This is a genomic window from Streptomyces sp. NPDC052016 (assembly GCF_044548445.1).
Classification (GTDB): Bacteria; Actinomycetota; Actinomycetes; order Streptomycetales; family Streptomycetaceae; genus Streptomyces.
Genome location: NZ_JBIUBX010000004.1, coordinates 154,002 through 173,893, shown reverse-complemented (window position 1 = coordinate 173,893; position 19,892 = coordinate 154,002). Strand labels below are relative to the sequence as shown.

The following is a 19,892-nucleotide window of genomic DNA, read 5'->3' as shown; positions in this document are numbered from 1 at the left end:
GGGTCCGATGAGCCGTCAGGGCGGCGCGGGCACGCGACGGCGGGAATACGGGACGCTCTGCGATGTCAGCGCCCTTCGGCATAGTGCCGCGCCTGATCGGCGATCTGGACAGCATCGACTGGTCGTCGACGGGCCACGCATCCGGGTCGGCCGCACTCGAGTCGACGGCCTACGCGGACAGCTCCGCCCTGAGGCACGAGCGAGCCGACGCCTTCGTCCCCTACGCCTCGGACCCGGATCCGCGAGTGCGGAGGCCGGGTGATGGACTGGACAGCGACAGCGGCGCATGGCGTGCAGTGCGGGTCGCCGGCCATCTGCGCCCGGCCGCCGCCGAGTTGGCGCCGGGGCTGTCCTGGGGGCAACCGCACCGGCGCTGGAGGTGGTCCGCCCACCGGCCGACGCGGAAGACATGGATGTCCTCGCTGCCGCTTCGGCCGCCGGTGACGCCGTCGCGGCCCAGGGACGCATATCGTGCTCCCTGCTCAAGCAGGCCCCATGCTCCGGCTACCGGGGCGCCGACCCTCCCGATGCAGCGACAGTGGCCCCTCGTCATGACGGACGGGAGGCCTCCCCGTAATATCGAACGTGTGAACGATTCACTGCCCGATCTCCCACCCGATCTGGGACGCCTGCGCACCGTGGAGACGTTTCTCGTCCTTGCGCTGAAGCGGGTTCGGGCGGAGATCGCCCAGCAGCAACGGCGGGCAGCACAGAACCAACGCGCCGTCGATGCCCGGCCACCGGCGCCGGACTGGCTGATCGAGCGGCTTCCGTCCGGACGGACCACCTACGTCCACGCCGGCGAGTGCTGGGCTGCGGGAAAGCGTTCGGAAGGCATCAGCCGGGAGGAGGCGCTGCGCGCGCTGGCCGACGGCACCGAGGCCTGCCCGGTCTGCACGCCGGATACGGCACTCGGCTTCCGCGAGGCATGAGTCAGGCGCTGCGTGCGCGCCGTCCTGAGGTCTTCTTGGCCGCGGCCTTCTTGGCCGGCTGCTTCTTCGCGGTCGGTTCGCCGCGGGAGGCTTTCGCCTTCTCCACCGACTCCGTGAGGGCCGCCATCAGGTCGAGGACGCGGCCGGGCTGCTCCGGTTCGGGGGCCTGCGGCATGGGCTTGTGCTCGCGCTTGGCCTCGATGACCTTCGCTATGGCCTCGGTGTAGCTGTCCTGGAACTCGGGGTCGTCGAGATCGTCGCGGCTCATCATCTCCATCAGGGACAGAGCGCCCTCGATCTCCTCCTCCGGGACGTCCACCGGAGGCGGCAGCAGCTCGGTGGGGTCGCGGATCTCGTCCGGCCAGCGCATCGTGTGCAGGACGATCGCCTCGTCGCGGACCCGCAGCAGCCCCAGCCGTTCGCGACCGCGCAGCGCGTACTTCGCGACTCCGACCCTCTCGGTCCTCGCCAGGGCCTCCCGCAGCAGCTTGTAGGGCTTGGCGGCGACCTGCCCGTCCGGGGCCAGGTAGTAGCCCTCGCCGATCTGGATCGGCTCGATGGACTCCCACGGCAGGAATCCGAGGATCTCGATCGCCTTCGCGGTCGGCAGCGGCAGGTTCTCCAGGTCCTCGTCGCGGATCGCGATCACCTGGTCCTTGGCGTACTCGTAACCCTTGCCGATCTCCGCGTCCGACACCTCGCGGTCCTCCAGCTCGCACACCTTCCGGTACCGGACCCGACCCATGTCCTCCAGGTGGTACTGGTGGAAGTGGATCGAGTGGTCCTCGGTGGCGGACTGGATGTGGATCGGCACGGTGACCAGACCGAAGCTGATCGCACCTGACCAAATGGTCCGGGGCATGACTGAACCTCCGCGGTAGCCCCGAGCAGCACCAGTGTAGGGTCTCAAGATTTGCTGCACAGTCTCAGAGCTGGCTGCACCGCGGCTGCACTTGTGCAGCAGAAGTGAGACTCGCTGTACAGCACCGGCGCCCATTCGGGTGACGACACTCGAGACGCGCTGATCCTCAGCTCCCTGGGCGGCACCGTGGTGGTGTAGGCCGTTCCTCGGGTTGGGGGTAGCGCCATGGACAGCCTCGCTGCGACTGTCAGCGTCCGCCAGACGAGCGGGCAACTCCTTGAGGATCTGGAATGGTCTGCTGTCTCGATCGACATGCTGAGGACGGCGGCTCCGTGGCGGACATTCCGGTGGCGTAAGGAGCAGAGGCACTACTCCGGCACCTACTGGTCAGCCACCACGGGTGACCATGTGATCTATGAGTCGCGGCTGGAGCTCGCACGCCTGCTGTGTGCCGACTTCGATCCGCTGGTGCATGGCATCGTGGCGCAGCCGTTTCTCCTGAAGACCGTGGCTGGGGCGCGGATCCGGAAGTACATTCCGGATTACCTATTGATCACGGATCACGGACCGGTCGTGGTGGACGTGAAACCGCGCCGCCGGTGGTCCGACCCGGTGGTGTCCTTCACGTTCGCCTGGGCTCGGCAAGTGGTCGAGGCACGCGGTTGGGGTTACGGAGGTGTGGGACACACCGCCGCCGGCCGAGTTGGAGAACATCCGTTTCCTTGCTGGCTTCCGCCGCCCGTGGCTGTTCGAGCCGGGCATCGTGGAGGAACTGCGCCGTGCCGACTTCGACCGCGTTCTGCTGGGGCACACGGCATCGCTACTGCCACGTCCGCCCGAGCCGCTGGTACGCGCCGCGGTCCATCACCTGTTGTGGTCCCATGAATTTCACGCGGATCTCACTGAACCCCTTGGCCTTTCCACTGTGTTGAGGAGGACGGCATGAGTGGTGCCGGGGCCCGCGTGGGGGTGGGCACGCGGTTCCGCTATGACGGGGAGACGGTCGAGGTCGTCGAGATGGCCGCGACGTCGGCGGGCAAGGAGGTGGGTGCTGCAGCTCCTGAGCGTGCCCGTTCCGCACGCCGGACCGGGCGAGGTGCGCCTGCGGGTGCACGCCGCCGCGGTCAACCCGACGGATACCCTGCTCAGGGCGGGTCTCTTCCGGCATCCCGGCATGCAGGCGCCTTACATCCCCGGGCAGGACGCCGCCGGAGTGGTCGACGAGGTCGGACACGACGTGACCCTACTGGCCCCGGGCGACCGTGTCATGGCGATGGTCATGCCGACCAGCGCCGCCAGCGGCGCCTACCGTGACCTCACCGCCGGCAGACTCCTCGCCGTCACCGGCGCCGCCGGCGCGGTGGGCGGCTACCTCGTCGAGCTGGCCAAGGCCGACGGCCTCCGCGTCGTCGCCAACGCCGCCCCCGCCGACGAGGAACTCGTCCGCCGGCTCGGCGCCGACCACGTCGTCCCCCGCGGCGACGGCTTCGCCGAGGCCGTCCGCCGGATCGCGGCCGCCGGGGCCGACGGCGTCGCCGACGGCGGTCCTGGGTACCGGCGTGCTCGGCGCCGTTCGGGACGGCGGACAGGTGGCCGCCTTCCGCGGCACCGAGATCTACGGTGCCCTGCCGCGCGGACTGGTCGCCCATGCGGTCTACGTGCCCGACTACGTCGGAGACCACGCCAAACTGGACGACCTGCGGCAGCTGACCGAGCGTGGCGCGCTCTCACTTCCGGGTGGCCCAGTCCTGCCGGCCGCCGAGGCGGCGCACGCGCATCGCCTGACGGAAGCCGGCGGCCACCGCGGCCGGATGGTGCTCACCTTCTGAGCGTGACCTCGAGCGCCCCTGAGGCTACCGACGTCGGCGGCACACCGGGCCGACGTCCAGGGGCATCTGGTCGGCCGGCGGCTTCCTCGGCGGCGTCACCGGACACCCATTGCCGTCCAGGGCGCTGTCGCCTACATTAGTAAGTAAGAAACTACTTACCAATGCCGGAGCGGCTCGGCCGCACCCAGGCAAGGAGCGGAACGCCATGAGCGTGACAGAGGAAAACAAGAATGTGGTGCTGGCCTTCTTCGGTGCCGTGGGTTCCGGCGGCGACCCCACCGCCCTGCTAGCTGACGATCTGGCCTACTGGATCGCAGGCAAGCCGGAGCAGTTCCCGCTGGCCGGAAGCCACTCCAAGGAGGGGTTCTATCAAGTGATGTCCGTCATAGGCGCGAATATGCCTAATGGGGTGGACGTGAAGATCAACAACATTGTTGCGGAGGGTGACCAAGTCGTGGTCGAGACCGAGGTGCACGGTGTCTCCGCCACCGGCAAGGCGTACGACAACAAGGTGGTCTTCGTGTTCACGGTGCGCGACGGCAAGCTGGTGTCGGTGCGCGAGTACCTCGATACCATCCACGCCAACGAGGTGCTGGCCGAGAACGTAGCCTGACCTTTTGCAAAACCCCGTCGGCTGCGGTGCAGGGCTGCACCGCAGCCGACGGGTCGAGTATGCGGCAAGTGGGAGCGTGAGGCATGGCCCAGAGGCAGGATTCCGGCCGGGCAACCCGGGACGCCGAGGACACCCGGCGCCGCATTTTGGAGGCCGCCACGGCAGAGTTCGCCGCTGAGGGACTGTCCGGCGGGCGCATCGCGCGCATATCCGAACTGGCACACGCCAACCAGCGCATGATCTATGCCTATTACGGCAACAAGGACGGCCTGTTCAACGCCGTCCTGGAGTATCACGTCCTGCGCGCCCAGGACGCCGTGACACTCGATGCCACCGACCTGCCTGGCTACGCCCGGCAGGTGTTCGACTTCTACCGGGCAAACCCCCACTTCGTCCGGCTCCTCTTGTGGCAGCATCTCGAACGCCCCGGACTCACCAACTCGCTGGCCCCTGTACAGCGTGCGGTCACCGACAAGATCAAAGCCATCGAAGACGCCCAAGTCGCCGGGCAGGTCAGCAGCCACCTGAGCGCCGAACGACTCTTTGACCACATCTCCGCGCTCATCCTGGGAAACATCGCCAATCACCCGAACACGTGGACCGACGAAGAACGCGAAGCCCTCACACACAGCGTGGCCCTGCTCGCAACACCGCCGACCGCTCCCTAAGCGTCTACCCGCCCCTGATCCGAGCTGCCCGTCGATAAGGCGGGCGTTGCCGCCAGAGTGGACATCCCCGGTGGCGAGCGCGGCGAGCGGGGGCCGACGGAGGTCGACAGCCGGCCGTGTTCATCGCCGAGACGTGGGTCCAGGGCCTCGAAGAGCCGCAGCCGCCCCTCGCTGGACAACCCCGCGAAGATGGCCGCCGCGATCATCGCCACGGCTGGCGTCTCACCGGCGCCACTGCGACTCGTCCTGGGCAGTGACTCGCACCGGTTCATCAGCGCGGCGCTGCGCGAGCGTCTGGAACAGATCGAGTCCCAGTTCGCCTCCGCCGCGGCAACGAACTGGACGGGCTGACCGCTCAGGGGCACAGGCCGGATGATGACGATCGCCATCATCCGGTGCATCGTCTTTAAGGCGCTACAGATCGTTACAGACTGAGCTGAACTGCGGTCCATGTCCGGCGATCTTGGCCGACAGGGTATTTGATGCGCCACGGGGGGAGGGCCGATTGCCTGAGTGCCGTGCACAGATTTCGACCAGCGTACCGGCCGAAGTGCTCCCACCACAGCAGGCTGGGGCGTCCGAGCGACTGGATCCGTTCGACCTTAGGGCGTCGTTCGGACTCGTATTCGGCGAGAGCGGTGCGGAGGTCTGCGCCGGCGACCTTGTCGGCAAGGACGATCGCGTCCTCCGTCGCCATTTTCGTTCCCGGATCCGACCGAGAAGTGGGCGGTGTGTGCGGCGTCGCCGAGCAGTACCCACGAGGTGCGGGCGTCATGTCGGCTCCACGAGTTCGCCGGCGGGAGCGGAAGTTCCCCCACCGGGAGTTGTTCTCCAGCAGCGGTGCGCCGCCGATCTGGTCCGCGAACAGCTCTGTGAGGTAGCGCTGGGTCTTCGCATCGCTCTCGCCGGGGGACGGCTGACGTCGAACTCGTCCAGCCCCGCTGCCCTCCAGGTCTCTGGGTCCGCTTCGACGATGAAGGTGCTCTTCTCCTCGTCGACCGGATAGCCGTGGACCGCGAAGGCGCCGTGCTCGCTCTGTTTGTAGACGAACGTCAGGCCCTCGAACATGTAGGTGGTGCCGAACCACACGAACTTCGCAGTGGCCGTGTCGGTGCTGGGGCCGAAGTCCTTCGCGAAGCTGTCGCGCAGCAGGCTGTTGCTTCCGTCGGCGACCACGACCAGGTCGTAGTCAGCGAGCTCGGCCGGGCTGGAGACCGTCGTCTCGAATCGCAGGTCCACACCGCTTGCTGTGACTAGCCGGTTTGCGGGTCTGGCCGTCGACGTTGCGGTAGTCGAAGGCCATCGACAGTTGGGTAGCCGAATGATGCGCCAGCCACCAGCGCGAAGGGCGCGCGGCGTCTATCAGTGCGTGCGGAGTCCGTCGAGGATGAGCGCGAGCATGTGTGGTGCCCGGTCCTCGGGGCTGGACACGGCGCGCCACAAGGCGCCGGTGAGCTGGAGGAAGTCTCCTGGGTTGGCGTCCGAGCGGATAGTGCCGTCCTTCTTGCCGGCGTCGAGGAGCTGGGTGATCGCGGCGATGACCGGCCCGTAGCTCTGCTCGCTCATCGCCTGGTGCGCGCCCGGGCCCAGGGCGTCGCCGAGGCCGTGCTTTCTGCGCATGGCCTCGACGAGGTCGGTCGTCCAGTGGCGGAGCGCTTCCAGTGGAGACATCTGGGCCAGCAACTCGGGCACGGTGCTGGTGATGCGGGTGACCTCGTCCTGATAGACGGCCAGGACCAGCGCCTCGCGGGTGGGGAAATTCCGGTACAGCGTGCCCGGGCCGACGCCGGCGCGCTGGGCGATCTGGTTCATCGACGTGCCGCCGTCCTCGCCCAGCGCCTCGCGGGCGGCAGCGAGGATGCGCGCCCTGTTCTCACGGGCGTCGGATCGGACCACGAGATCTCCCCTTGCTAAGTGGAGAACTCTCCACTACGTTATTCGGAGAGTTCTCCACTTACTTTAGAGGGGCACCATGCACTACATCAAGCTCGGCACCACCGGCCTGGACGTGTCACCGATCGCCATCGGCGCCATGACCTACGGCGAACCCGACCGCGGGCACCCCGTCTGGTCGAAGGGCGAGGAGGAGGCCCGCCCGCTCATCAAGCACGCCCTGGAGGCGGGCATCAACTTCTTCGACACCGCGAACTTGTACTCCAACGGCTCCAGCGAGGAGGTCCTCGGCCGCGCACTGAAGGACTACGCCGACCGCGACGCCGTGGTCATCGCCACGAAACTGCGTCACCCGATGCGCCCGGGCCCGAACGGACGCGGACTGTCACGCAAGGCGATCATGACCGAGGTCGACCACTCCCTGCGCCGCCTAGGCACGGACTACATCGACCTCTACCAGATCCACCGCAACGACCACTCCACCCCCTGGGAGGAGACCCTCCAGGCCCTCAGCGACCTCGTGCAGGACGGCAAGGTCCGCTACCTCGGCGCCTCCTCCATGCACGCCTGGGAATTCGCCAAGGCCCTCCACCTACAGAAGCAGCACGGCTGGGCGCGGTTCGTGTCGATGCAGAACCACTACAACCTCCTCGCCCGCGAAGAGGAACGGGAAATGATCCCGCTGTGCCTGGACGAAGGCGTCGGCACCCTCATCTGGTCCCCCCTGGCCCGCGGCCGCCTGGCCCGGGCCTGGGACGACGCCCGCTCCACGCCACGCTCCGAAACCGACGCGGCCTACGCCGATCTGCTCTACTCACCCGCGCAGGAAGCGTCCAACAAGGCGATCATCGACGCGGTCGGCCAGGTGGCGGACGCGCACGGCGCGAGCCGCGCCCAGATCGCGCTCGCCTGGCTGCGCCGCCGGCCGGTGGTCACCGCGCCGCTGGTCGGCGCCGGCTCCATCCGCCAGATCGACCAGGCCGTGGCCTCCCTCGACATCGACCTCACCGACGACGAGGTGCGCGCCCTGGAAGCCCCGTACACCCCGCGCTACGACTGGCAGGGCGTCTCCGACGAAGCCGAGCTGGAGGCCATCCGCCGGCGCATCCCCGGAATGGCCCTGTCATGAACCCCATCGTCCGCTCCGGCCCGGCCGCCCGCGCCGGAGGCCTCCTCATCCTGCTCGGCCCGCTCGTGTCCTGGCTGGCCGAGTTCGTCACCGCCGCCGCTTGGCAGGACCCGCCGTACTCGCCCTTCCACAACTGGGTCAGCCACCTCGGCCTGACCGGCCCGCCCCAGACCGCGTTCGGGCAAGTCGCCAACTCACCCCTCGGCGCCGTCATGAACACCGGCTGGGTGGTCTACGGCATCCTCCTGGCCGTCGGCGCGTTCCTCGTGTTCGACCCGCGCAAGGGCCTCCGCCCGACCCTCATCGTGATACTCGCCGTCCTGGCCGGAGCCGGAGTCGGCCTCGTCGGCATCTTCCAAGGCTCCAACGCCAACGTCGACAACGGCCTGATCGCCCTCCACACGCTCGGCGCGCAGACCGTCATGCTCGCCGGCAACGTCATGGCGATCGCCGTCGGAGCCAACGGCGCACGCATCGGCCTCAGCCGCCGCCGCTCGACCGCGAGCATCGCCCTGGGCACCGCGGGCCTGGTCGCCTTCCCGCTCTTCATGGCCGACGCCGTAACCGGCTGGATGTGGAACATCGGCCTGCTCGAACGCGCCGTCATCTACCCGATCATGATCAGTCACGCCCTCCTCGCCAGCGCCATCGCCGCCCGACGACTGCCCGTGACACCCCCACCCACCCCCCTTCCCACCCACGCCACCAGCTGAGGAGACACCCATGACACCCGTACTGGTCACCGGAGGGACCGGATTCATCGGAAGCTGGTGCATCGTCGCCCTCCTCGACGCCGGCCACACCGTCCGCACCACCGTCCGCGACCCACAGCGCGAACCGGCCTTGCGCTCCTGGCTGCACGAGGCCGCCGTCTTCGACGACGACCGGCTCACCGTCCTACGCGCCGACCTCCAGCACTCCGACGGCTGGGACGCCGCCGTAGCCGACTGCGAGCACGTCCTCCACGTCGCTTCACCCACCCTGCGTCACACCCCCGCAAGCGACGACGACCTGGTCGTCCCGGCCCGCGAAGGGGTCCTGCGCGTCCTGCGCGCCGCCCGTGACGCGGGCGTCCGCCGTACCGTGCTGACCAGCGCCTTCGGCGCCATCGGCATCGGACACCCCCCACGCTCCACCCCGTTCACCGAGGAGGACTGGACCAACGTCGACGCCGACATCCCGCCCTACCAGCGTTCCAAGACCCTCGCCGAGCGTGCCGCCTGGCGGTTCATCCGGGAGGAAGGCGGCGGTATGGAACTGGCCGCCGTACATCCCGTGGGCGTCTTCGGCCCGCTCCTCGGCCCCGACGACCCGCCCTCCCTGCGCCTGATCCGCAGGATGCTGGAGGGACGCGTCCCCGCCTGCCCGCCCTTCGGCATGGGCTACGTCGACGTCCGCGACGTCGCCGACCTGCACGTGCGCGCCATGACCAACCCCGCCGCCGCCGGCGAACGCTTCCTGGCCGTCGCGGGCCACAGCCTGCGCGTCGTCGACATCGCCCGCATCCTGCACGACCGCCTAGGCGAACGCGCCGCCAAGGCCCCGACCCGCGAACTGCCCGTCTGGCTCACCCGGGCCCTGGCCACCGTCAACCCCGAACTGCGCCTGCTCAGGCACCAGCTGGGCCGCGACCTCGACGCGACCGGTTCGAAGGCGGAGAAGCTCCTCGGCTGGAAGGCGCGTCCGATCGAGGACACGATTGCGGACACCGCCGAAAGCCTGCTCGCCCACGGCATCGGCGCATGACCTCGTCGGCGATACCTCGATCACGCTGCGCCGGTGATCAGGTCCTGCGACAGGTCCCACAGGCGCCGCGCGCCCGCCGGGTCGATGGCGTAGCGGGCGATGCCGTGCAGGGAGCGGCGGTCGACGATCTCGGTCTCGTTGCAGTCGACGAAGTAGCGGCCGCCGATGCCTTCGAGCAGCGGCGAGGTGGCCAGGAGCGCTGACGTGGCGGCGCCCTGTTCGACAGTCTTGATCAGCTCGGCGGGGACGCGGCCGCTGCCCCGGCCGCCGGTGTGCCGCTGCAGGTTCGTGTAGATGGCGCCCGGCATCAGGGCGTTGGCGGTGATGTTGTCGTCGGCCCAGCGTCGGGTCGCCTCCACCGCGAACAGGACGTTGGCCGTCTTGGACTGTCCGTAGGCGAGCCATGGGTCATAGGGGCGGAAGGCGAAGTTGACGTCGTCCCACACGACCGGTGACTGCTGGTGGCCGGTGGAGCTCACCACCACGACGCGGGCGTTGCCGTCGGCGGCCAGCGCGCTGTGCAAGCCGGTGGCGAGGGCGAAATGGCCGAGGTGGTTAGTGGCGAACTGCCACTCCCAGCCCTGCTCCGTGTACTGCTCGGGGCAGGCCATGACGCCCGCGTTGTTCACCAGGACGTGCAGCGGGCCCTGCCAGGCGGTGGTGAAGGCCGTGATGGACGCGAGATCGGTCATGAGTCCAACGAAAGTTCGGATTAGCTAGTATGCGTAAACATCATGGACTTCACTGATGTGTCACTCACTGCGTTGCGCGTCCTGCGGGCCGTGGCCGAACAGGGAACCTTCACCGCGGCCGCGGCGTCGCTCGGCTACACCCAGTCCGCGGTCTCCCGGCAGATCGCCGCGATTGAGCGCGCGGCAGGCACCGAACTGCTGGAGCGGCGGCGCGACGGGGCCAGGCTCACGCCCGCCGGCCGCGTCGTCATGCGCCGCGCGACGGTCGTGCTCGACGAGATCGCCGCGACCGCCAGGGAGCTGTCGGGCTTGCCGGAGCAGACCGGGACGGTCCGGCTGGGATGGGTGCCCAGCGCCGGTGCCGTGCTGCTGCCCCGAGCCCTTGCCGCACTGCGTGAAAGCGATCCGGGACTCGAGGTCGTCGGCCGCGAGGGCGGAACCCCGGCACTGGTCCGCGCGCTGCGGGCGGGCAGCCTGGATCTGGCCCTGCTCGCCTCGGCGCCACCGTTCCGCGCGCCGGAACCGAGTCGCCCCCACTGGCACTGCAGACACTCACCGAACGCCCGCTGCGTCTCGCGGTGCCCGCCACGCACCCCCTCGCCCGCGGCACCTACGTAGACGTGGCCGATCTGTGGGGGCAGCGCTGGATCGCCGGGTCCTCCTCGGGAGAGGACCGCCTGATGGGCGTGTGGCCGGGTCTGGACGAGCGTCCCGAGATCGCTTTCACCGCCCGCGACTGGCTGGCCAAGCTCCGCCTGGTCGCCGCAGGGTGCGGGCTGACGACCCTTCCTGCCTCGCTCGTCTCCGCGGTGCCCCCCGGCGTGCGGGTTCTCCCCGTCCGCGGCGGCCCGCAGGAACAGCGGCGCCTGCTCCTGGCCCGCCTGCCCGACCCACCGACGCCGGCCGTGACACGGGTGGCCGCCGTCCTCCGCGCGACGGCACTCGACGCCCACACGCCCCATCCCACCGCATGAGTAGTGCCGTGCTGCGCCGGCCTGACCCGCACCTCTCAGGACGTCTCGATCAGTTCCAGCAGATTGCCCTCCGGGTCGGCGACGTAGGCGTAGCGCATGCCTTCACTGACGCCGGGGGCGGGTGGGGAGACCGCAGTAGCCCCGCAGTCCTGCGTCAGGCGGGCGAACGCGTCGTCGAGATCAGGGACTTGAAGTGCCAGGTGAGTGAAGGTCTGTACGGCGGTGGCGGCAAAAGCATCGGTGTGCGAGACAGGGCGCGAGCCGGACCGTTCGACGAACTCCACCCGCAGGCCCGCCGCATCACCCAGCACGACGGTACGGACTCCCGCTTCAGGCAGCTCCAGGCGCTCTTCCACCTGCGTGAGCCCGAACGCGTCGGCGTACCAGGCTTCCTGCGCGGCAAGGTCCGCGACCGAGAGGCTGACGTGGTGAAAGCGAGCAACGGACATGGCGACTCCCATGGTTAATGTCACTTACCTGGTAAGCGATGTTAACCTATCGGGCATGGCCCCTCCAGTTACCCGACGCCCCGTCGGCCACCATCACGGCGACCTGCGCAACTCCCTCCTGCGGGCATCCTTGGAGCTGGTCGGCGAGCGAGGTCCGCACGGCTTCACCCTGGCCGAAGCCAGCCGCCGGGCCGGAGTGAGTGTCGCGGCGCCGTACAAGCACTTCACCGACCGGGACGCGCTGCTGGCTGAACTCGCCACACAGGGTTACCGCGAACAACGCCATCGCTTCGCCGCGGCCGTGAAGGGCATCGAGGACCCCGTCGAACAACTGGCGTCCTTCGCGGCGGCATACGTCAGATTCGCCGCCGAGGAACCCGCTCTATTCGATGTAACTTTCAATGCCGGCCTCGACAAGTCCAGGTTCGCCGAACTGGCCGCGGCAGGCGACGAGGTGGCCCGCCTCCTACTGCCTGTGGCCCGACAGCTCATCTCAGACCCGGACGCCGCGTTCGACCTGCTGCTCAGGATCGCCGCTGCCGCCCACGGCCTGGCAGTTTTCCTGCGGCAGGGCCTGTTCGGTGTGGGAAACGCCGCCCTCTCGGAGACCGAGGAGAAAGCCGCCCGCACGGCGCGGGCAATCGCGAGACAGGACGCCAGCTCGTGATCGCCCAAGAGGCGAACCCTGGCGCGCAGCCACAGGACAAGGAAGGGCAACGTTCGTGAGACTGACTCACCGGGACACGGAGCGAGACACAAGCTGAAGTCCCAGGTCGCAGCATCGTTTTGGAAACGGTCAGTGAGATCCCACAACCAGTTTAGGGTCCCACGCTGCGTGTCGTACTCTCAGCCTCCTGCCACATGGACGGCGCACATGGCGTCCCCGTGAGACTTGCCGATCCACGACGCCGAATGCGCTCCGACGGGTGGATGATCACCCATCTCCCGCCGGCTCGGGACTCGGAGTCGATCACATCGACAACGCCGACCTCTACCTCGGCCACGGCGGCGCCGCGCGTGCGAACACCCTGATCCGCGAGGCGCTTTCCCCTTACCAGGCCAACCTGGTCATCGCCACCGAGGTGGGCCCCCTCATCCGCCCCGAAGGTCTCCACCACGGGACCCCGGCCGACATGCGTGGCTTCGTCGAAGCCAACCTCGACGGTCTGGGCGTGGACCTTTGCGATCTCGCCTGCCTGCGCGTCGGGGCGATGACGCCCCCGCACGGCGAGTCGCTCGCTGAGCGCTTCGAGTCGCTGGCCGCGCTGGGCGAGCAGGGCCTGATCCGTCACCTCGGCCTCAGCAACGTCGACACCGCCCATCTCGCGGAGGCTCGCGCCACCGCACCGGTCGCCGCCGTGCAGAACCAGTCCCATGGCCGCCGCCATGACGTACGTCGCCCGCCGCACCGTCGAGTGGCGCGAGGCCCCGGACCCCGAGCTCCGGTCCGACCAGGCGGCGATCGTCGCGCCGGTCGCCGCCACCTCCTGTGACGTCGACTCCGCGATCCTGGCCGGACACGGCTTCATCGAGCTCCGTTCGCCCTTGGGCACGAGGGCGGCGCCCGCGTCGTCGACATCGGCGACACCGTGACCACCGTGGCACCCTGCGACCTCGTCGTCGTCCCCTGGTCCATCAACTGCGGCACCTGCGACAACTGCCGCGCCGGACTGACCGCCCACTGCGCGGCCGTACCGCACATGGCGATGTACGGCGCACCCATCGGCGGCAGCTGGGGCGGCCTCTTCTCCGACCTGCTCCGCGTTCCCTACGCGGACGCCATGCTGGCGCCGCTGCCCGCCGGCCTCGACCCGGTCGCGATGGCCTCTGCGAGCGACAACTGGTCCCTGTCCTGGCGTCTGGTCGCGCCGCACCTCAAGGCACGGCCCAGCGCCCGGGTACTGGTCGTCGCCCGCGGCAGCATCGGCCTGTACGTGTGCGACATCGCCCGCGCCGTCGGCGCATCCGACATCCTCTACGTCGACCCCGACCCCGAACACCGCAAGCTCGCCGAGAGCTTCGGCGCCCGCACCGCCGAGGCGATCGAACCGATTCGTCACGGCTTCGACCTGGCCGTCGAGGCCACCGGCCGCGTCGACCAGCTCGCCCTCGCCGTCAGGTCCCTGGCTTCCGAAGGCATCTGCGAATCGGCCGGCAATCACTTCCGCCCCGGCGAACTCCGCTGCTCGACATGTACCTCACCAGCAACGTTCGGACCCACATCCCCGACGCTCTCGAACTCGCCGCATCCGGCACGGTCGCCCCCGAACGGGTCGTCTCGCACGTGCTCGACTGGGAAGACCTCCCCCAGCCCTGCCGGAGAAACGCCTCAAGCCGGTCTTCGTCCGGGACACCACCCCGCCCACAGCCGCACGCTGACAACCGCGTCTCGGCCTCCGACACGTACACAGAGACATCGATGAACTCGCCCCAGACCACCAGCCGGCATGCGCCGCCGCCGGAAGTCCGGGCATGACCATCTCGCTCCGGATGCGGTATCACGGCCCGGTTCCCCTGGAGGCGCCCTTGCGGGTCATGGCCCGAGTCACGGGAACCGACGGCCGAAAGGTCTTCGTGGAAGGCTCGATCGCCACAGAAGAGGCCCCGTCCACCATCCTCGTTCGGGCGGACGGCATCTTCGTCGCACCAGGCCCGGAGGCCGCCCGCGCCCTCTTCCCTGCCCTCGACAACGCGAAGTAGCCCGTGCCGGGCAGGAAATGACACCGCTCTGAGACCGAGGGACCGGAGCACCCGCCCGAGATCGACCACATAGCTGTTGGTCAGGAGCGCGTCATGTGACGCGGCCGGTGAGAACCCACAACGACCCCATGAAGATCGGTGCTACATGATGGTTGCATGTGGGTGCAGCGAGTGATCGAACTGACCGGGTGGGAGCCGCTCGGGATCTCCGTCGACTGGGCGGCGATCGAGGGACAGCTGGGGGTTCCGCTGCCGGCGGACTACAAGGAGCTCTACGAGGCGTTCGGCGGCGGCGTCTTCAGTGATTCCGTCTACTTTCTGGCGCGTGACGAGGGCGTCTCGTTCGACTTCCTGACACAGTGGCGGGTCGCCCTGTCGGTCGACCAGGACGGCAAGTACGGAGACGTCTCCGCCGTCGATCCCTATGTGATCTACGCACCGGGTGGCAAGGGGTTGGTTGAGTGGGGCGCCACCGAATGGGCCGACCAGTACTGCTGGCTGATCGATGCCGCGCTGCCCGGCGAGTACCCCATCCTCGCGCGATCCGACGACGGCGGCCCATGGGACCGGTACGACATGTCCACCTCCGAGTTCCTCTACCGCGTCCTCGCCGATGCCGATTTCCAGCCGTTCGGGATCGCGCAGTACGACCTCGGCATGACGTTCGAGCCAGGCTCCGGAGCCCCCTTCGACGGGCAGCCGGTCTGACGGGCGGCTGCCCGTTCCACGTGCGTGAACATGACAGTGGGGTCATTTCACGTCGAGATCCGTGAACCATGGCAAGCGAGATCTTCGGGTCTCCAGGTGGTCACCGCGTCAGGCCCTCGGTCGGTCGGTGCTCGCCTGCCGGGTGGTCCATGAGGTGAGGATGCGCAGCGCGTCGTGGGAGGGGCTGCCGGGTTCGGCGGTCAGGATCATCAGGCGCTGTCCGGAGCCGTCGGGGCCGGTCCAGGTGTCGCAGTCGAGGGTGAGGTCGCCCACTATGTGGTGGCGGTAGTGCTTGGTGCCGTACCTGGCGCTGTTGACGCGGTGTTCGGCCCACCATGTGCGGAAGTCGGCGTCCTGGAGGGACAGTTCGCCGACGAGCTGGGCGAGGTCGGGATCGTCGGGGTCGGCCGCGGCTTCCATGCGCAGCGCGGCGACGGCTTCCCGGGCGTCGTGGGCCCAGTCCTGGTGCAGCTGCCGGACCACCGGGTTCATGAACAGCAGCCGCAGGTAGTTGCGCCTGTGGGCCGGGAGGGCGGAGAAGTCGGCGTAGAGGGCTACAGCGGCGGGGTTCCAGGCCAGGATGTCCAGGCGTTTGCCGAGGACGAGCGCGGGGGTTTCGGTGAGCTGATCGAGCAGCCGCCGCATGGCGGGACGCAGGCGTTGGGCGGGCCGACGGCGGGGTGAGCGGGCGTCGCTACGGCCGGCGAGTTCGTAGAGGTAGGTCTGCTGGTCGTCGTCGAGGCGCAGGGCGCGGGCCAGGGTGGTGAGCACAGATGCGGATGCCCGGACGCGGCCCTGTTCCAGCCGTGTGTAGTAGTCCACGCTGATGGCGGCGAGCTGGGCGACCTCCTCGCGGCGCAGTCCGGAGACTTTGCGGGCGGAGTCCGTCTCGGGGAGGCCGCACTCCCCCGGTGTCAGCTGGGCCCGGCGGGCCTTGAGGAAGGCGCCCAGCGCCCGGGAGTCGGAGTCTGCAGTCATGCTCTCCAGTGTCATCGCGCCGCGACGGCCACGGCAGACGCGTGAGGGGGCAGGTTCTTTCCCAGGCAGAACCTGGCTCTCCCGCTCGTGTGGAGGCTGCCGGAACGTGGAGGCGTCGCCCGGCAGGGTGCGGGCCCCGGGCCCGCCGCGCGGGTGCGCCACGACACGTCGTCACCGTCTCAGGAGAGTGCCTCACGGCCAGGACCACCGTCGGCTTCGACAGCGCCGGCCCTGTCGACGAAGGCATGCCCCGAAAGCTGGTCCGCCCTCGCCCCGTTCCCGGGCGTGTGGGTGCCGGTCCGGCGCGCTGCGGGTAGGTCGACGGTGGGGAGTCTGCCGCGCACCACGCTCTCGCCCGAGTGGGCGGGGTTCCCGTTGTTCTCCTGCGCCGAGACGTCGATCAGCGTGTAGCCCGAGAGGTCGATCCCCTCGGGAAGCGGCAGCGTGGCGCTGCCGTCCGGGCCGAGGACGCCCAGCGCGATGAGTCTGGTGCGGCTCCGGTCCATGAGCCACACCTCGTAGTAGCCGTCCGTGGGCGGCAGGCCTTTCACGGTCACCACGACCTGGCGGTCGGCTTCGACATCGCGGACCAGACGGACCGTACCGGCGGCCTGAGCCGCCACGAGGTGACGGCGCTGCCCGCAAGCGCCCCGACGGCGAGACTCGCGGCGGCGAGCAGCAGGGCGGGGCGGCGCAGCCAGGCGCGCTCCCGCCCAGCTGGGCGGCGCAGCCATGCGTGGCCGCGGGAGTGGTGGCCGTACGGATCAGGGGCGGTGGCGCCGCTCGCGGTCCGCGCCGCCGGGGATGTTGCCGGCCGGAGTTCTGCCGCGATCGAGCGCCACACCCGGTCGGGTGGGGCGGTCAGGAGGTCGTCGGTCGACACGGCGCGCGCGGCACGGACCACTTGGCGCAGTTGTTCGAGCTCCGTGCGGCACTGCGGGCATCGGTCGAGGTGGTCGCGCTGCTGCGCGGATGGTCGGGCGTCGGCTTCGAGGGCCAGGTCGGTCAGCTCGTCGGCGTCCAGATGTTCTGCCATGCCGCGCCTCCCCTCGTTTCGGCGAGGCGGCGGGAGCCGGTGGACGTGGGAGGGGTGAGCGCCGGGCGCAGGGCTCGGTGTCCGCCCTCGCGTCGGCCCGTGCGCGGACGGCAGCCGGTCGGCGACGGGTCATGATCTCCTCCGGGTCGGGCGCGGACAGCTGCTCGAGGATGCCAGGGATTCCTCAGCGGGCGGCCTCACTTCGGCCCCGCGTCCGGGACCGCCGTCACGATGAGGTTGTGCTGGTAGCCGCCCTGGTCCTCGTCGAACGGGGGTGCGCAGGTGATCAGGGTGAGTACCGGTTCGCCGGTCCTGGCGAAGGCCGAGGCGGGCAGGCGTTCCTTGGCCACCTCGGTGCGGGCGGCGACCCGGTAGGTGACCGGGGGCCCGGCGGCCCGCCGCACGGTCACCTCGTCGCCCGCGCGGACGTCGAAGAGGGCGGCGAAGGCGCCGAGGTCCCCCGAGCGGGAGTCCACGTGCCCCAGGACCACGGCGGAACCGGAGGGCTCTCCCGGAGCCGGGCCGTATCGGTACCAGCCGACGTCGTCCGGATTTTCGGGGATCTCCGCACTGCCGTCGAGGGCTGCGCCTACCGGCTCGACCTCGGCGCTCAGACCGACGCGCTCGATGTCGAGACGGCGGGGCGCGGCCGCGGGCCCCTGCCTCGCCGCCGCCGAAGGGCCGGCCGGCGCCGCGCGGACGGGCGGGGAGGACGGCGGCGCGACGGACGACCGTTGGTCGAACTCCGCGGCCGGTGGGAGGCTTTCGCCGGACGGCGCGAGAGCCAGCACCGCGGTTCCGGAGACGGCCAGCAGCGCGGTCGCCACTGTCTGAAGCCGCCGGAACCGCGGGGCCGGCCTGGTGTCAGACACGGCTGCCGGACACCACGCGGCGAGAGGTGAGCGCGCCGGCGAGGGCGAGCAGGCCGCCTCCGGCGGCGTAGGCCATCCAGGGCTCGCTCTTGTCGGTCGTTCCGGCGTTCACGCCCGAGGGCGCGGAGTGCATGCCGGTCAGGGTCTGCACCTTCAGGGCGAGGTTCTTGTCCTGGGCGCTGCCCCAGGCGTAGACGATGTTGGTGGTGCCCTCGGTGAGATTGAGGTCGGCGGGGCCGACGACCACGTCATCGGTACCGGCCAGCACGACATCCGCCGAGACGGTGCCGGCGTCCACGGTGCCGGTGTCCTCCTTGGGGTTCTCCAGCCCCGTGAACACCGGCTGGCCTCCGGCCCTGACGTCGACGGCCGGCGCGGCCGCGACGTGACGGACCGTCAGACGGGTCTTGCCGGCCTCCACCTTCGCGGTGTCGTTCACGAAGGCGTCCAACTGCGGCCTGCCGTCGGCGTTCAGGTGGGCCACGACGGTCGCATTTGCCCCTGCCGGGACCTCGACCGTCTTCTGGATGGCGGGCTGGCCCTTGGGATCCGCTCCCGCTTCGAAGACCTCGAGGTCGTACGAGCCGGCGGGCAGGGGTTGCGGCTTGGTGAGCTCGCCCGGCTTGAAGTCCGGAAGCAGTTCGTCACCGTTGGCGTACACGTCGACCGTCAGGCCGGGTACGGCGTGGAAGACGGAGACCATGGCCTGGTCGTCGTCGGCGGCCGTCGCGGTTCCCGCGCCGCCCAGTGCGAGCGCGAACACGCCGAGGGTAGCCGCCGCGACCAGAGGAGTCCGGGAGTTCATCACTGTTGTCCCTTCGAACCGCTCACTGCCTGCGAGTGAGTTCACAGGGTCTTCTCCGGGCGCCTCCGGGGAGGATGCAGGCTTTTCGCGGGCCGGTGTGTTTGCGTGCGCAGGGCTCGCCGTTTCGATGCGCGAACGATGCGTCTTGCGATCGCGCATCGTTTCGGAGGACGGTCGTGCCGACGCTGATCCTCGATCCGGGAGCTCGCCATGGCTTCTACTCGGCCCGCCGTACACCTGAGCGCCGACGCTGAGCACACGTGTCCGCGCCAGACCGGACCGGTCGGTACGTCCGGTCCGCCGCCACCGCACGAGGAGACTCCCGCCGACGCCGAGCTCGCCCGGCGGTTCCGCGCCGGAGACGAGCAGGCCCTCGCCCTGGCGTACCGGCAGTGGGGCGCACTCGTGCACACGCTCGCCCGGCGCTCCCTGAACGACGCCCAGGACGCCGAGGACGTCACCCAGCAGGTCTTCCTGGCCGCCTGGCGCGGACGCGCGGGGTACCGGCCCGAGCGCGGCGCGCTGGGCGGCTGGCTCGTCGGCATCGCCCGCCACGCCATCGCGGACGCCCACGCGGCGCGGGCCCGTCGGGCCGAGATCGAGAACGCGTCCGCGGCGATGCACGAGGAGGCGGCAGTGCACTGGGGCGTCGACGAGAGCGAGGCCGCCGTCCTGCGCGTCCTCGTGCTGCAGCAACTCCAGCACCTGACTTTTGTGCAGCGGCGTCTGCTGGGGATGGCCGTCTACGGCGACATGACCCAGGTGCAGATCGCCGAGCACGAGGGGCTCCCTCTGGGCACGGTGAAGAGTCACATCCGGCGGGCCCTGCTCTCGCTGCGCCGTGTGATGGCCCCCCAGGCCTGACCGCGTTGCCGTCCTGGAGCCGATGATGGAACCGCACGAGACGTCTTTGCACGCATATCTCAGCTACGCGGACCCCCCGCGGCCATCGCCTGGCTGGAGGCGCTCGGATTCGTCGCGACGTCACGCGTGGACGGCGAGGGCG

The 19,892-nt window shown here is 69.7% G+C and carries 23 protein-coding genes and 5 pseudogenes; 16 read left to right on the top strand and 12 right to left on the bottom strand.

The genetic code is table 11. The features are described from left to right. Positions 1 to 587: 587 nt before the first annotated feature. Complete coding sequence (locus tag ACIHAR_RS07375; RefSeq protein ID WP_400017666.1) at positions 588 to 932, top strand: DUF6233 domain-containing protein; 345 nt, start codon at positions 588 to 590, stop codon at positions 930 to 932. Position 933: 1 nt separating this feature from the next. Here ACIHAR_RS07375 and ACIHAR_RS07370 read toward each other — a convergent pair whose 3' ends face one another. Further along, positions 934 to 1,794 carry a Ku protein gene (locus ACIHAR_RS07370; RefSeq protein WP_365453256.1) on the bottom strand — a complete coding sequence of 287 codons (861 nt, stop codon included), beginning with the start codon at positions 1,792 to 1,794 and terminating at the stop codon, positions 934 to 936. A 225-nt stretch (positions 1,795 to 2,019) separates the two neighbouring features. Between ACIHAR_RS07370 and ACIHAR_RS07365 the strand changes: the two genes are divergently transcribed. Continuing rightward, positions 2,020 to 2,679 (top strand): TnsA-like heteromeric transposase endonuclease subunit, encoded by a 660-nt coding sequence (locus ACIHAR_RS07365; protein WP_400017663.1) that lies wholly within the window; start codon positions 2,020 to 2,022, stop codon positions 2,677 to 2,679. A gap of 103 nt (positions 2,680 to 2,782) precedes the next feature. Continuing rightward, positions 2,783 to 3,106 (top strand): annotated as a pseudogene (locus ACIHAR_RS07360) (alcohol dehydrogenase catalytic domain-containing protein); the annotation flags it as partial. On the opposite strand, the gene ACIHAR_RS07355 reads toward ACIHAR_RS07360, so the two are convergent. After that, positions 3,038 to 3,259 carry a hypothetical protein gene (locus ACIHAR_RS07355; RefSeq protein WP_400017661.1) on the bottom strand — a complete coding sequence of 74 codons (222 nt, stop codon included), beginning with the start codon at positions 3,257 to 3,259 and terminating at the stop codon, positions 3,038 to 3,040. The pseudogene ACIHAR_RS07360 and the gene ACIHAR_RS07355 overlap by 69 nt on opposite strands. Positions 3,260 to 3,353: 94 nt before the next feature. On the opposite strand from ACIHAR_RS07355, the gene ACIHAR_RS07350 reads away from it, so the two are divergent. The 3 genes from ACIHAR_RS07350 (at position 3,354) to ACIHAR_RS07340 (ending at position 4,904) form a co-directional block, all read left to right on the top strand. After that, the gene (locus ACIHAR_RS07350) at positions 3,354 to 3,623 is read left to right on the top strand and encodes a zinc-binding dehydrogenase (protein WP_400017659.1); all 270 of its coding nucleotides are present in this window, start codon (positions 3,354 to 3,356) and stop codon (positions 3,621 to 3,623) included. Between the two features lie 205 nt (positions 3,624 to 3,828). Then, positions 3,829 to 4,236 carry a nuclear transport factor 2 family protein gene (locus tag ACIHAR_RS07345; RefSeq protein ID WP_400017657.1) on the top strand — a complete coding sequence of 136 codons (408 nt, stop codon included), beginning with the start codon at positions 3,829 to 3,831 and terminating at the stop codon, positions 4,234 to 4,236. Between the two features lie 83 nt (positions 4,237 to 4,319). Further along, on the top strand, positions 4,320 to 4,904 hold the full coding sequence (locus ACIHAR_RS07340; RefSeq protein ID WP_400017655.1) for a TetR family transcriptional regulator: 585 nt from the start codon (positions 4,320 to 4,322) through the stop codon (positions 4,902 to 4,904). Here ACIHAR_RS07340 and ACIHAR_RS07335 read toward each other — a convergent pair. From ACIHAR_RS07335 to ACIHAR_RS07325, 3 genes are all read right to left on the bottom strand, one after another. After that, the gene (locus ACIHAR_RS07335; protein WP_400017653.1) at positions 4,901 to 5,296 is read right to left on the bottom strand and encodes a hypothetical protein; all 396 of its coding nucleotides are present in this window, start codon (positions 5,294 to 5,296) and stop codon (positions 4,901 to 4,903) included. The genes ACIHAR_RS07340 and ACIHAR_RS07335 overlap by 4 nt on opposite strands. Before the next feature lie 379 nt (positions 5,297 to 5,675). Beyond that, the gene (locus tag ACIHAR_RS07330) at positions 5,676 to 6,143 is read right to left on the bottom strand and encodes a hypothetical protein (RefSeq protein WP_400017652.1); all 468 of its coding nucleotides are present in this window, start codon (positions 6,141 to 6,143) and stop codon (positions 5,676 to 5,678) included. A gap of 123 nt (positions 6,144 to 6,266) precedes the next feature. After that, complete coding sequence (locus ACIHAR_RS07325) at positions 6,267 to 6,800, bottom strand: TetR/AcrR family transcriptional regulator (RefSeq protein ID WP_400017649.1); 534 nt, start codon at positions 6,798 to 6,800, stop codon at positions 6,267 to 6,269. Between the two features lie 76 nt (positions 6,801 to 6,876). Here ACIHAR_RS07325 and ACIHAR_RS07320 point away from each other — a divergent pair, with 76 nt between their 5' ends. From ACIHAR_RS07320 to ACIHAR_RS07310, 3 genes are read left to right on the top strand one after another with little or no spacing between them, the layout of a single operon-like run. Next, a complete protein-coding gene (locus ACIHAR_RS07320) occupies positions 6,877 to 7,926 on the top strand; it encodes an aldo/keto reductase (protein WP_400017647.1) in 1,050 nt (349 codons plus the stop codon). Continuing rightward, on the top strand, positions 7,923 to 8,639 hold the full coding sequence (locus ACIHAR_RS07315) for a DUF998 domain-containing protein (RefSeq protein WP_400017645.1): 717 nt from the start codon (positions 7,923 to 7,925) through the stop codon (positions 8,637 to 8,639). The genes ACIHAR_RS07320 and ACIHAR_RS07315 overlap by 4 nt, the downstream gene beginning before the upstream one ends. Positions 8,640 to 8,649: 10 nt before the next feature. After that, complete coding sequence (locus tag ACIHAR_RS07310) at positions 8,650 to 9,672, top strand: SDR family oxidoreductase (RefSeq protein ID WP_400017643.1); 1,023 nt, start codon at positions 8,650 to 8,652, stop codon at positions 9,670 to 9,672. Positions 9,673 to 9,692: 20 nt separating this feature from the next. On the opposite strand, the pseudogene ACIHAR_RS07305 reads toward ACIHAR_RS07310, so the two are convergent. Continuing rightward, positions 9,693 to 10,364 (bottom strand): annotated as a pseudogene (locus ACIHAR_RS07305) (SDR family NAD(P)-dependent oxidoreductase); the annotation flags it as partial. A gap of 42 nt (positions 10,365 to 10,406) precedes the next feature. On the opposite strand from ACIHAR_RS07305, the pseudogene ACIHAR_RS07300 reads away from it, so the two are divergent. Beyond that, positions 10,407 to 11,338: pseudogene (locus tag ACIHAR_RS07300) on the top strand (LysR family transcriptional regulator). 35 nt (positions 11,339 to 11,373) lie between these two features. Here the strand turns inward: ACIHAR_RS07300 and ACIHAR_RS07295 are convergent. Continuing rightward, a complete protein-coding gene (locus ACIHAR_RS07295) occupies positions 11,374 to 11,787 on the bottom strand; it encodes a VOC family protein (RefSeq protein ID WP_400017642.1) in 414 nt (137 codons plus the stop codon). On the opposite strand from ACIHAR_RS07295, the gene ACIHAR_RS07290 reads away from it, so the two are divergent. The 5 genes and pseudogenes from ACIHAR_RS07290 to ACIHAR_RS07270 all read left to right on the top strand — a co-directional run bounded on the left by ACIHAR_RS07290 (position 11,786) and on the right by ACIHAR_RS07270 (position 15,195). Continuing rightward, positions 11,786 to 12,454, top strand: a complete 669-nt coding sequence (locus tag ACIHAR_RS07290) for a TetR/AcrR family transcriptional regulator (protein ID WP_400017640.1) — start codon at positions 11,786 to 11,788, stop codon at positions 12,452 to 12,454. The two genes, ACIHAR_RS07295 and ACIHAR_RS07290, sit on opposite strands and share 2 nt — an antisense overlap. 292 nt (positions 12,455 to 12,746) lie before the next feature. Next, positions 12,747 to 13,157, top strand: a pseudogene (locus ACIHAR_RS07285) (aldo/keto reductase); the annotation flags it as partial. Positions 13,158 to 13,173: 16 nt separating this feature from the next. Beyond that, a pseudogene (locus tag ACIHAR_RS07280) lies at positions 13,174 to 14,166 on the top strand (zinc-binding dehydrogenase). Between the two features lie 93 nt (positions 14,167 to 14,259). Continuing rightward, positions 14,260 to 14,487 carry a hypothetical protein gene (locus ACIHAR_RS07275; protein WP_400017638.1) on the top strand — a complete coding sequence of 76 codons (228 nt, stop codon included), beginning with the start codon at positions 14,260 to 14,262 and terminating at the stop codon, positions 14,485 to 14,487. 156 nt (positions 14,488 to 14,643) lie between these two features. After that, positions 14,644 to 15,195, top strand: a complete 552-nt coding sequence (locus tag ACIHAR_RS07270; RefSeq protein ID WP_400017636.1) for an SMI1/KNR4 family protein — start codon at positions 14,644 to 14,646, stop codon at positions 15,193 to 15,195. Positions 15,196 to 15,303: 108 nt separating this feature from the next. Here the strand turns inward: ACIHAR_RS07270 and ACIHAR_RS07265 are convergent, their stop codons facing one another. From ACIHAR_RS07265 to ACIHAR_RS07245, 5 genes are all read right to left on the bottom strand, one after another. Further along, positions 15,304 to 16,173: a helix-turn-helix domain-containing protein gene (locus ACIHAR_RS07265; protein WP_400017634.1), complete on the bottom strand. Its 870-nt coding sequence runs from the start codon at positions 16,171 to 16,173 to the stop codon at positions 15,304 to 15,306. A 179-nt stretch (positions 16,174 to 16,352) separates the two neighbouring features. Further along, positions 16,353 to 16,796, bottom strand: coding sequence for an anti-sigma factor (locus ACIHAR_RS07260; protein WP_400017632.1), 444 nt, complete (start codon positions 16,794 to 16,796; stop codon positions 16,353 to 16,355). Next, positions 16,727 to 17,209: a hypothetical protein gene (locus ACIHAR_RS07255; RefSeq protein ID WP_400017630.1), complete on the bottom strand. Its 483-nt coding sequence runs from the start codon at positions 17,207 to 17,209 to the stop codon at positions 16,727 to 16,729. Before ACIHAR_RS07255 ends, ACIHAR_RS07260 begins: the two co-directional genes overlap by 70 nt. 197 nt (positions 17,210 to 17,406) lie before the next feature. Continuing rightward, on the bottom strand, positions 17,407 to 18,081 hold the full coding sequence (locus tag ACIHAR_RS07250) for a class F sortase (RefSeq protein WP_400017628.1): 675 nt from the start codon (positions 18,079 to 18,081) through the stop codon (positions 17,407 to 17,409). Next, positions 18,074 to 18,886 (bottom strand): DUF4397 domain-containing protein, encoded by an 813-nt coding sequence (locus ACIHAR_RS07245; protein WP_400017626.1) that lies wholly within the window; start codon positions 18,884 to 18,886, stop codon positions 18,074 to 18,076. Before ACIHAR_RS07245 ends, ACIHAR_RS07250 begins: the two co-directional genes overlap by 8 nt. A 210-nt stretch (positions 18,887 to 19,096) precedes the next feature. Here ACIHAR_RS07245 and ACIHAR_RS07240 point away from each other — a divergent pair, with 210 nt between their 5' ends. Then, positions 19,097 to 19,750 (top strand): RNA polymerase sigma factor, encoded by a 654-nt coding sequence (locus ACIHAR_RS07240; RefSeq protein WP_400017623.1) that lies wholly within the window; start codon positions 19,097 to 19,099, stop codon positions 19,748 to 19,750. The last annotated feature ends 142 nt before the right edge of the window (positions 19,751 to 19,892 follow it).

Excerpts from the sequence above, each read along its gene's own strand:
- ACIHAR_RS07345 (WP_400017657.1), top strand. The coding sequence starts at position 3,829 with ATGAGCGTGACAGAGGAAAACAAGAATGTGGTGCTGGCCTTCTTCGGT.
- ACIHAR_RS07255 (WP_400017630.1), bottom strand. The coding sequence starts at position 17,209 with ATGGCAGAACATCTGGACGCCGACGAGCTGACCGACCTGGCCCTCGAA.
- ACIHAR_RS07315 (WP_400017645.1), top strand. The coding sequence starts at position 7,923 with ATGAACCCCATCGTCCGCTCCGGCCCGGCCGCCCGCGCCGGAGGCCTC.
- ACIHAR_RS07295 (WP_400017642.1), bottom strand. The coding sequence starts at position 11,787 with ATGTCCGTTGCTCGCTTTCACCACGTCAGCCTCTCGGTCGCGGACCTT.
- ACIHAR_RS07365 (WP_400017663.1), top strand. The coding sequence starts at position 2,020 with ATGGACAGCCTCGCTGCGACTGTCAGCGTCCGCCAGACGAGCGGGCAA.
- ACIHAR_RS07310 (WP_400017643.1), top strand. The coding sequence starts at position 8,650 with ATGACACCCGTACTGGTCACCGGAGGGACCGGATTCATCGGAAGCTGG.
- ACIHAR_RS07320 (WP_400017647.1), top strand. The coding sequence starts at position 6,877 with ATGCACTACATCAAGCTCGGCACCACCGGCCTGGACGTGTCACCGATC.
- ACIHAR_RS07290 (WP_400017640.1), top strand. The coding sequence starts at position 11,786 with ATGGCGACTCCCATGGTTAATGTCACTTACCTGGTAAGCGATGTTAAC.
- ACIHAR_RS07245 (WP_400017626.1), bottom strand. The coding sequence starts at position 18,886 with ATGAACTCCCGGACTCCTCTGGTCGCGGCGGCTACCCTCGGCGTGTTC.
- ACIHAR_RS07370 (WP_365453256.1), bottom strand. The coding sequence starts at position 1,794 with ATGCCCCGGACCATTTGGTCAGGTGCGATCAGCTTCGGTCTGGTCACC.
- ACIHAR_RS07340 (WP_400017655.1), top strand. The coding sequence starts at position 4,320 with ATGGCCCAGAGGCAGGATTCCGGCCGGGCAACCCGGGACGCCGAGGAC.
- ACIHAR_RS07335 (WP_400017653.1), bottom strand. The coding sequence starts at position 5,296 with ATGATGGCGATCGTCATCATCCGGCCTGTGCCCCTGAGCGGTCAGCCC.
- ACIHAR_RS07270 (WP_400017636.1), top strand. The coding sequence starts at position 14,644 with ATGTGGGTGCAGCGAGTGATCGAACTGACCGGGTGGGAGCCGCTCGGG.
- ACIHAR_RS07240 (WP_400017623.1), top strand. The coding sequence starts at position 19,097 with ATGGCTTCTACTCGGCCCGCCGTACACCTGAGCGCCGACGCTGAGCAC.
- ACIHAR_RS07265 (WP_400017634.1), bottom strand. The coding sequence starts at position 16,173 with ATGACTGCAGACTCCGACTCCCGGGCGCTGGGCGCCTTCCTCAAGGCC.
- ACIHAR_RS07275 (WP_400017638.1), top strand. The coding sequence starts at position 14,260 with ATGACCATCTCGCTCCGGATGCGGTATCACGGCCCGGTTCCCCTGGAG.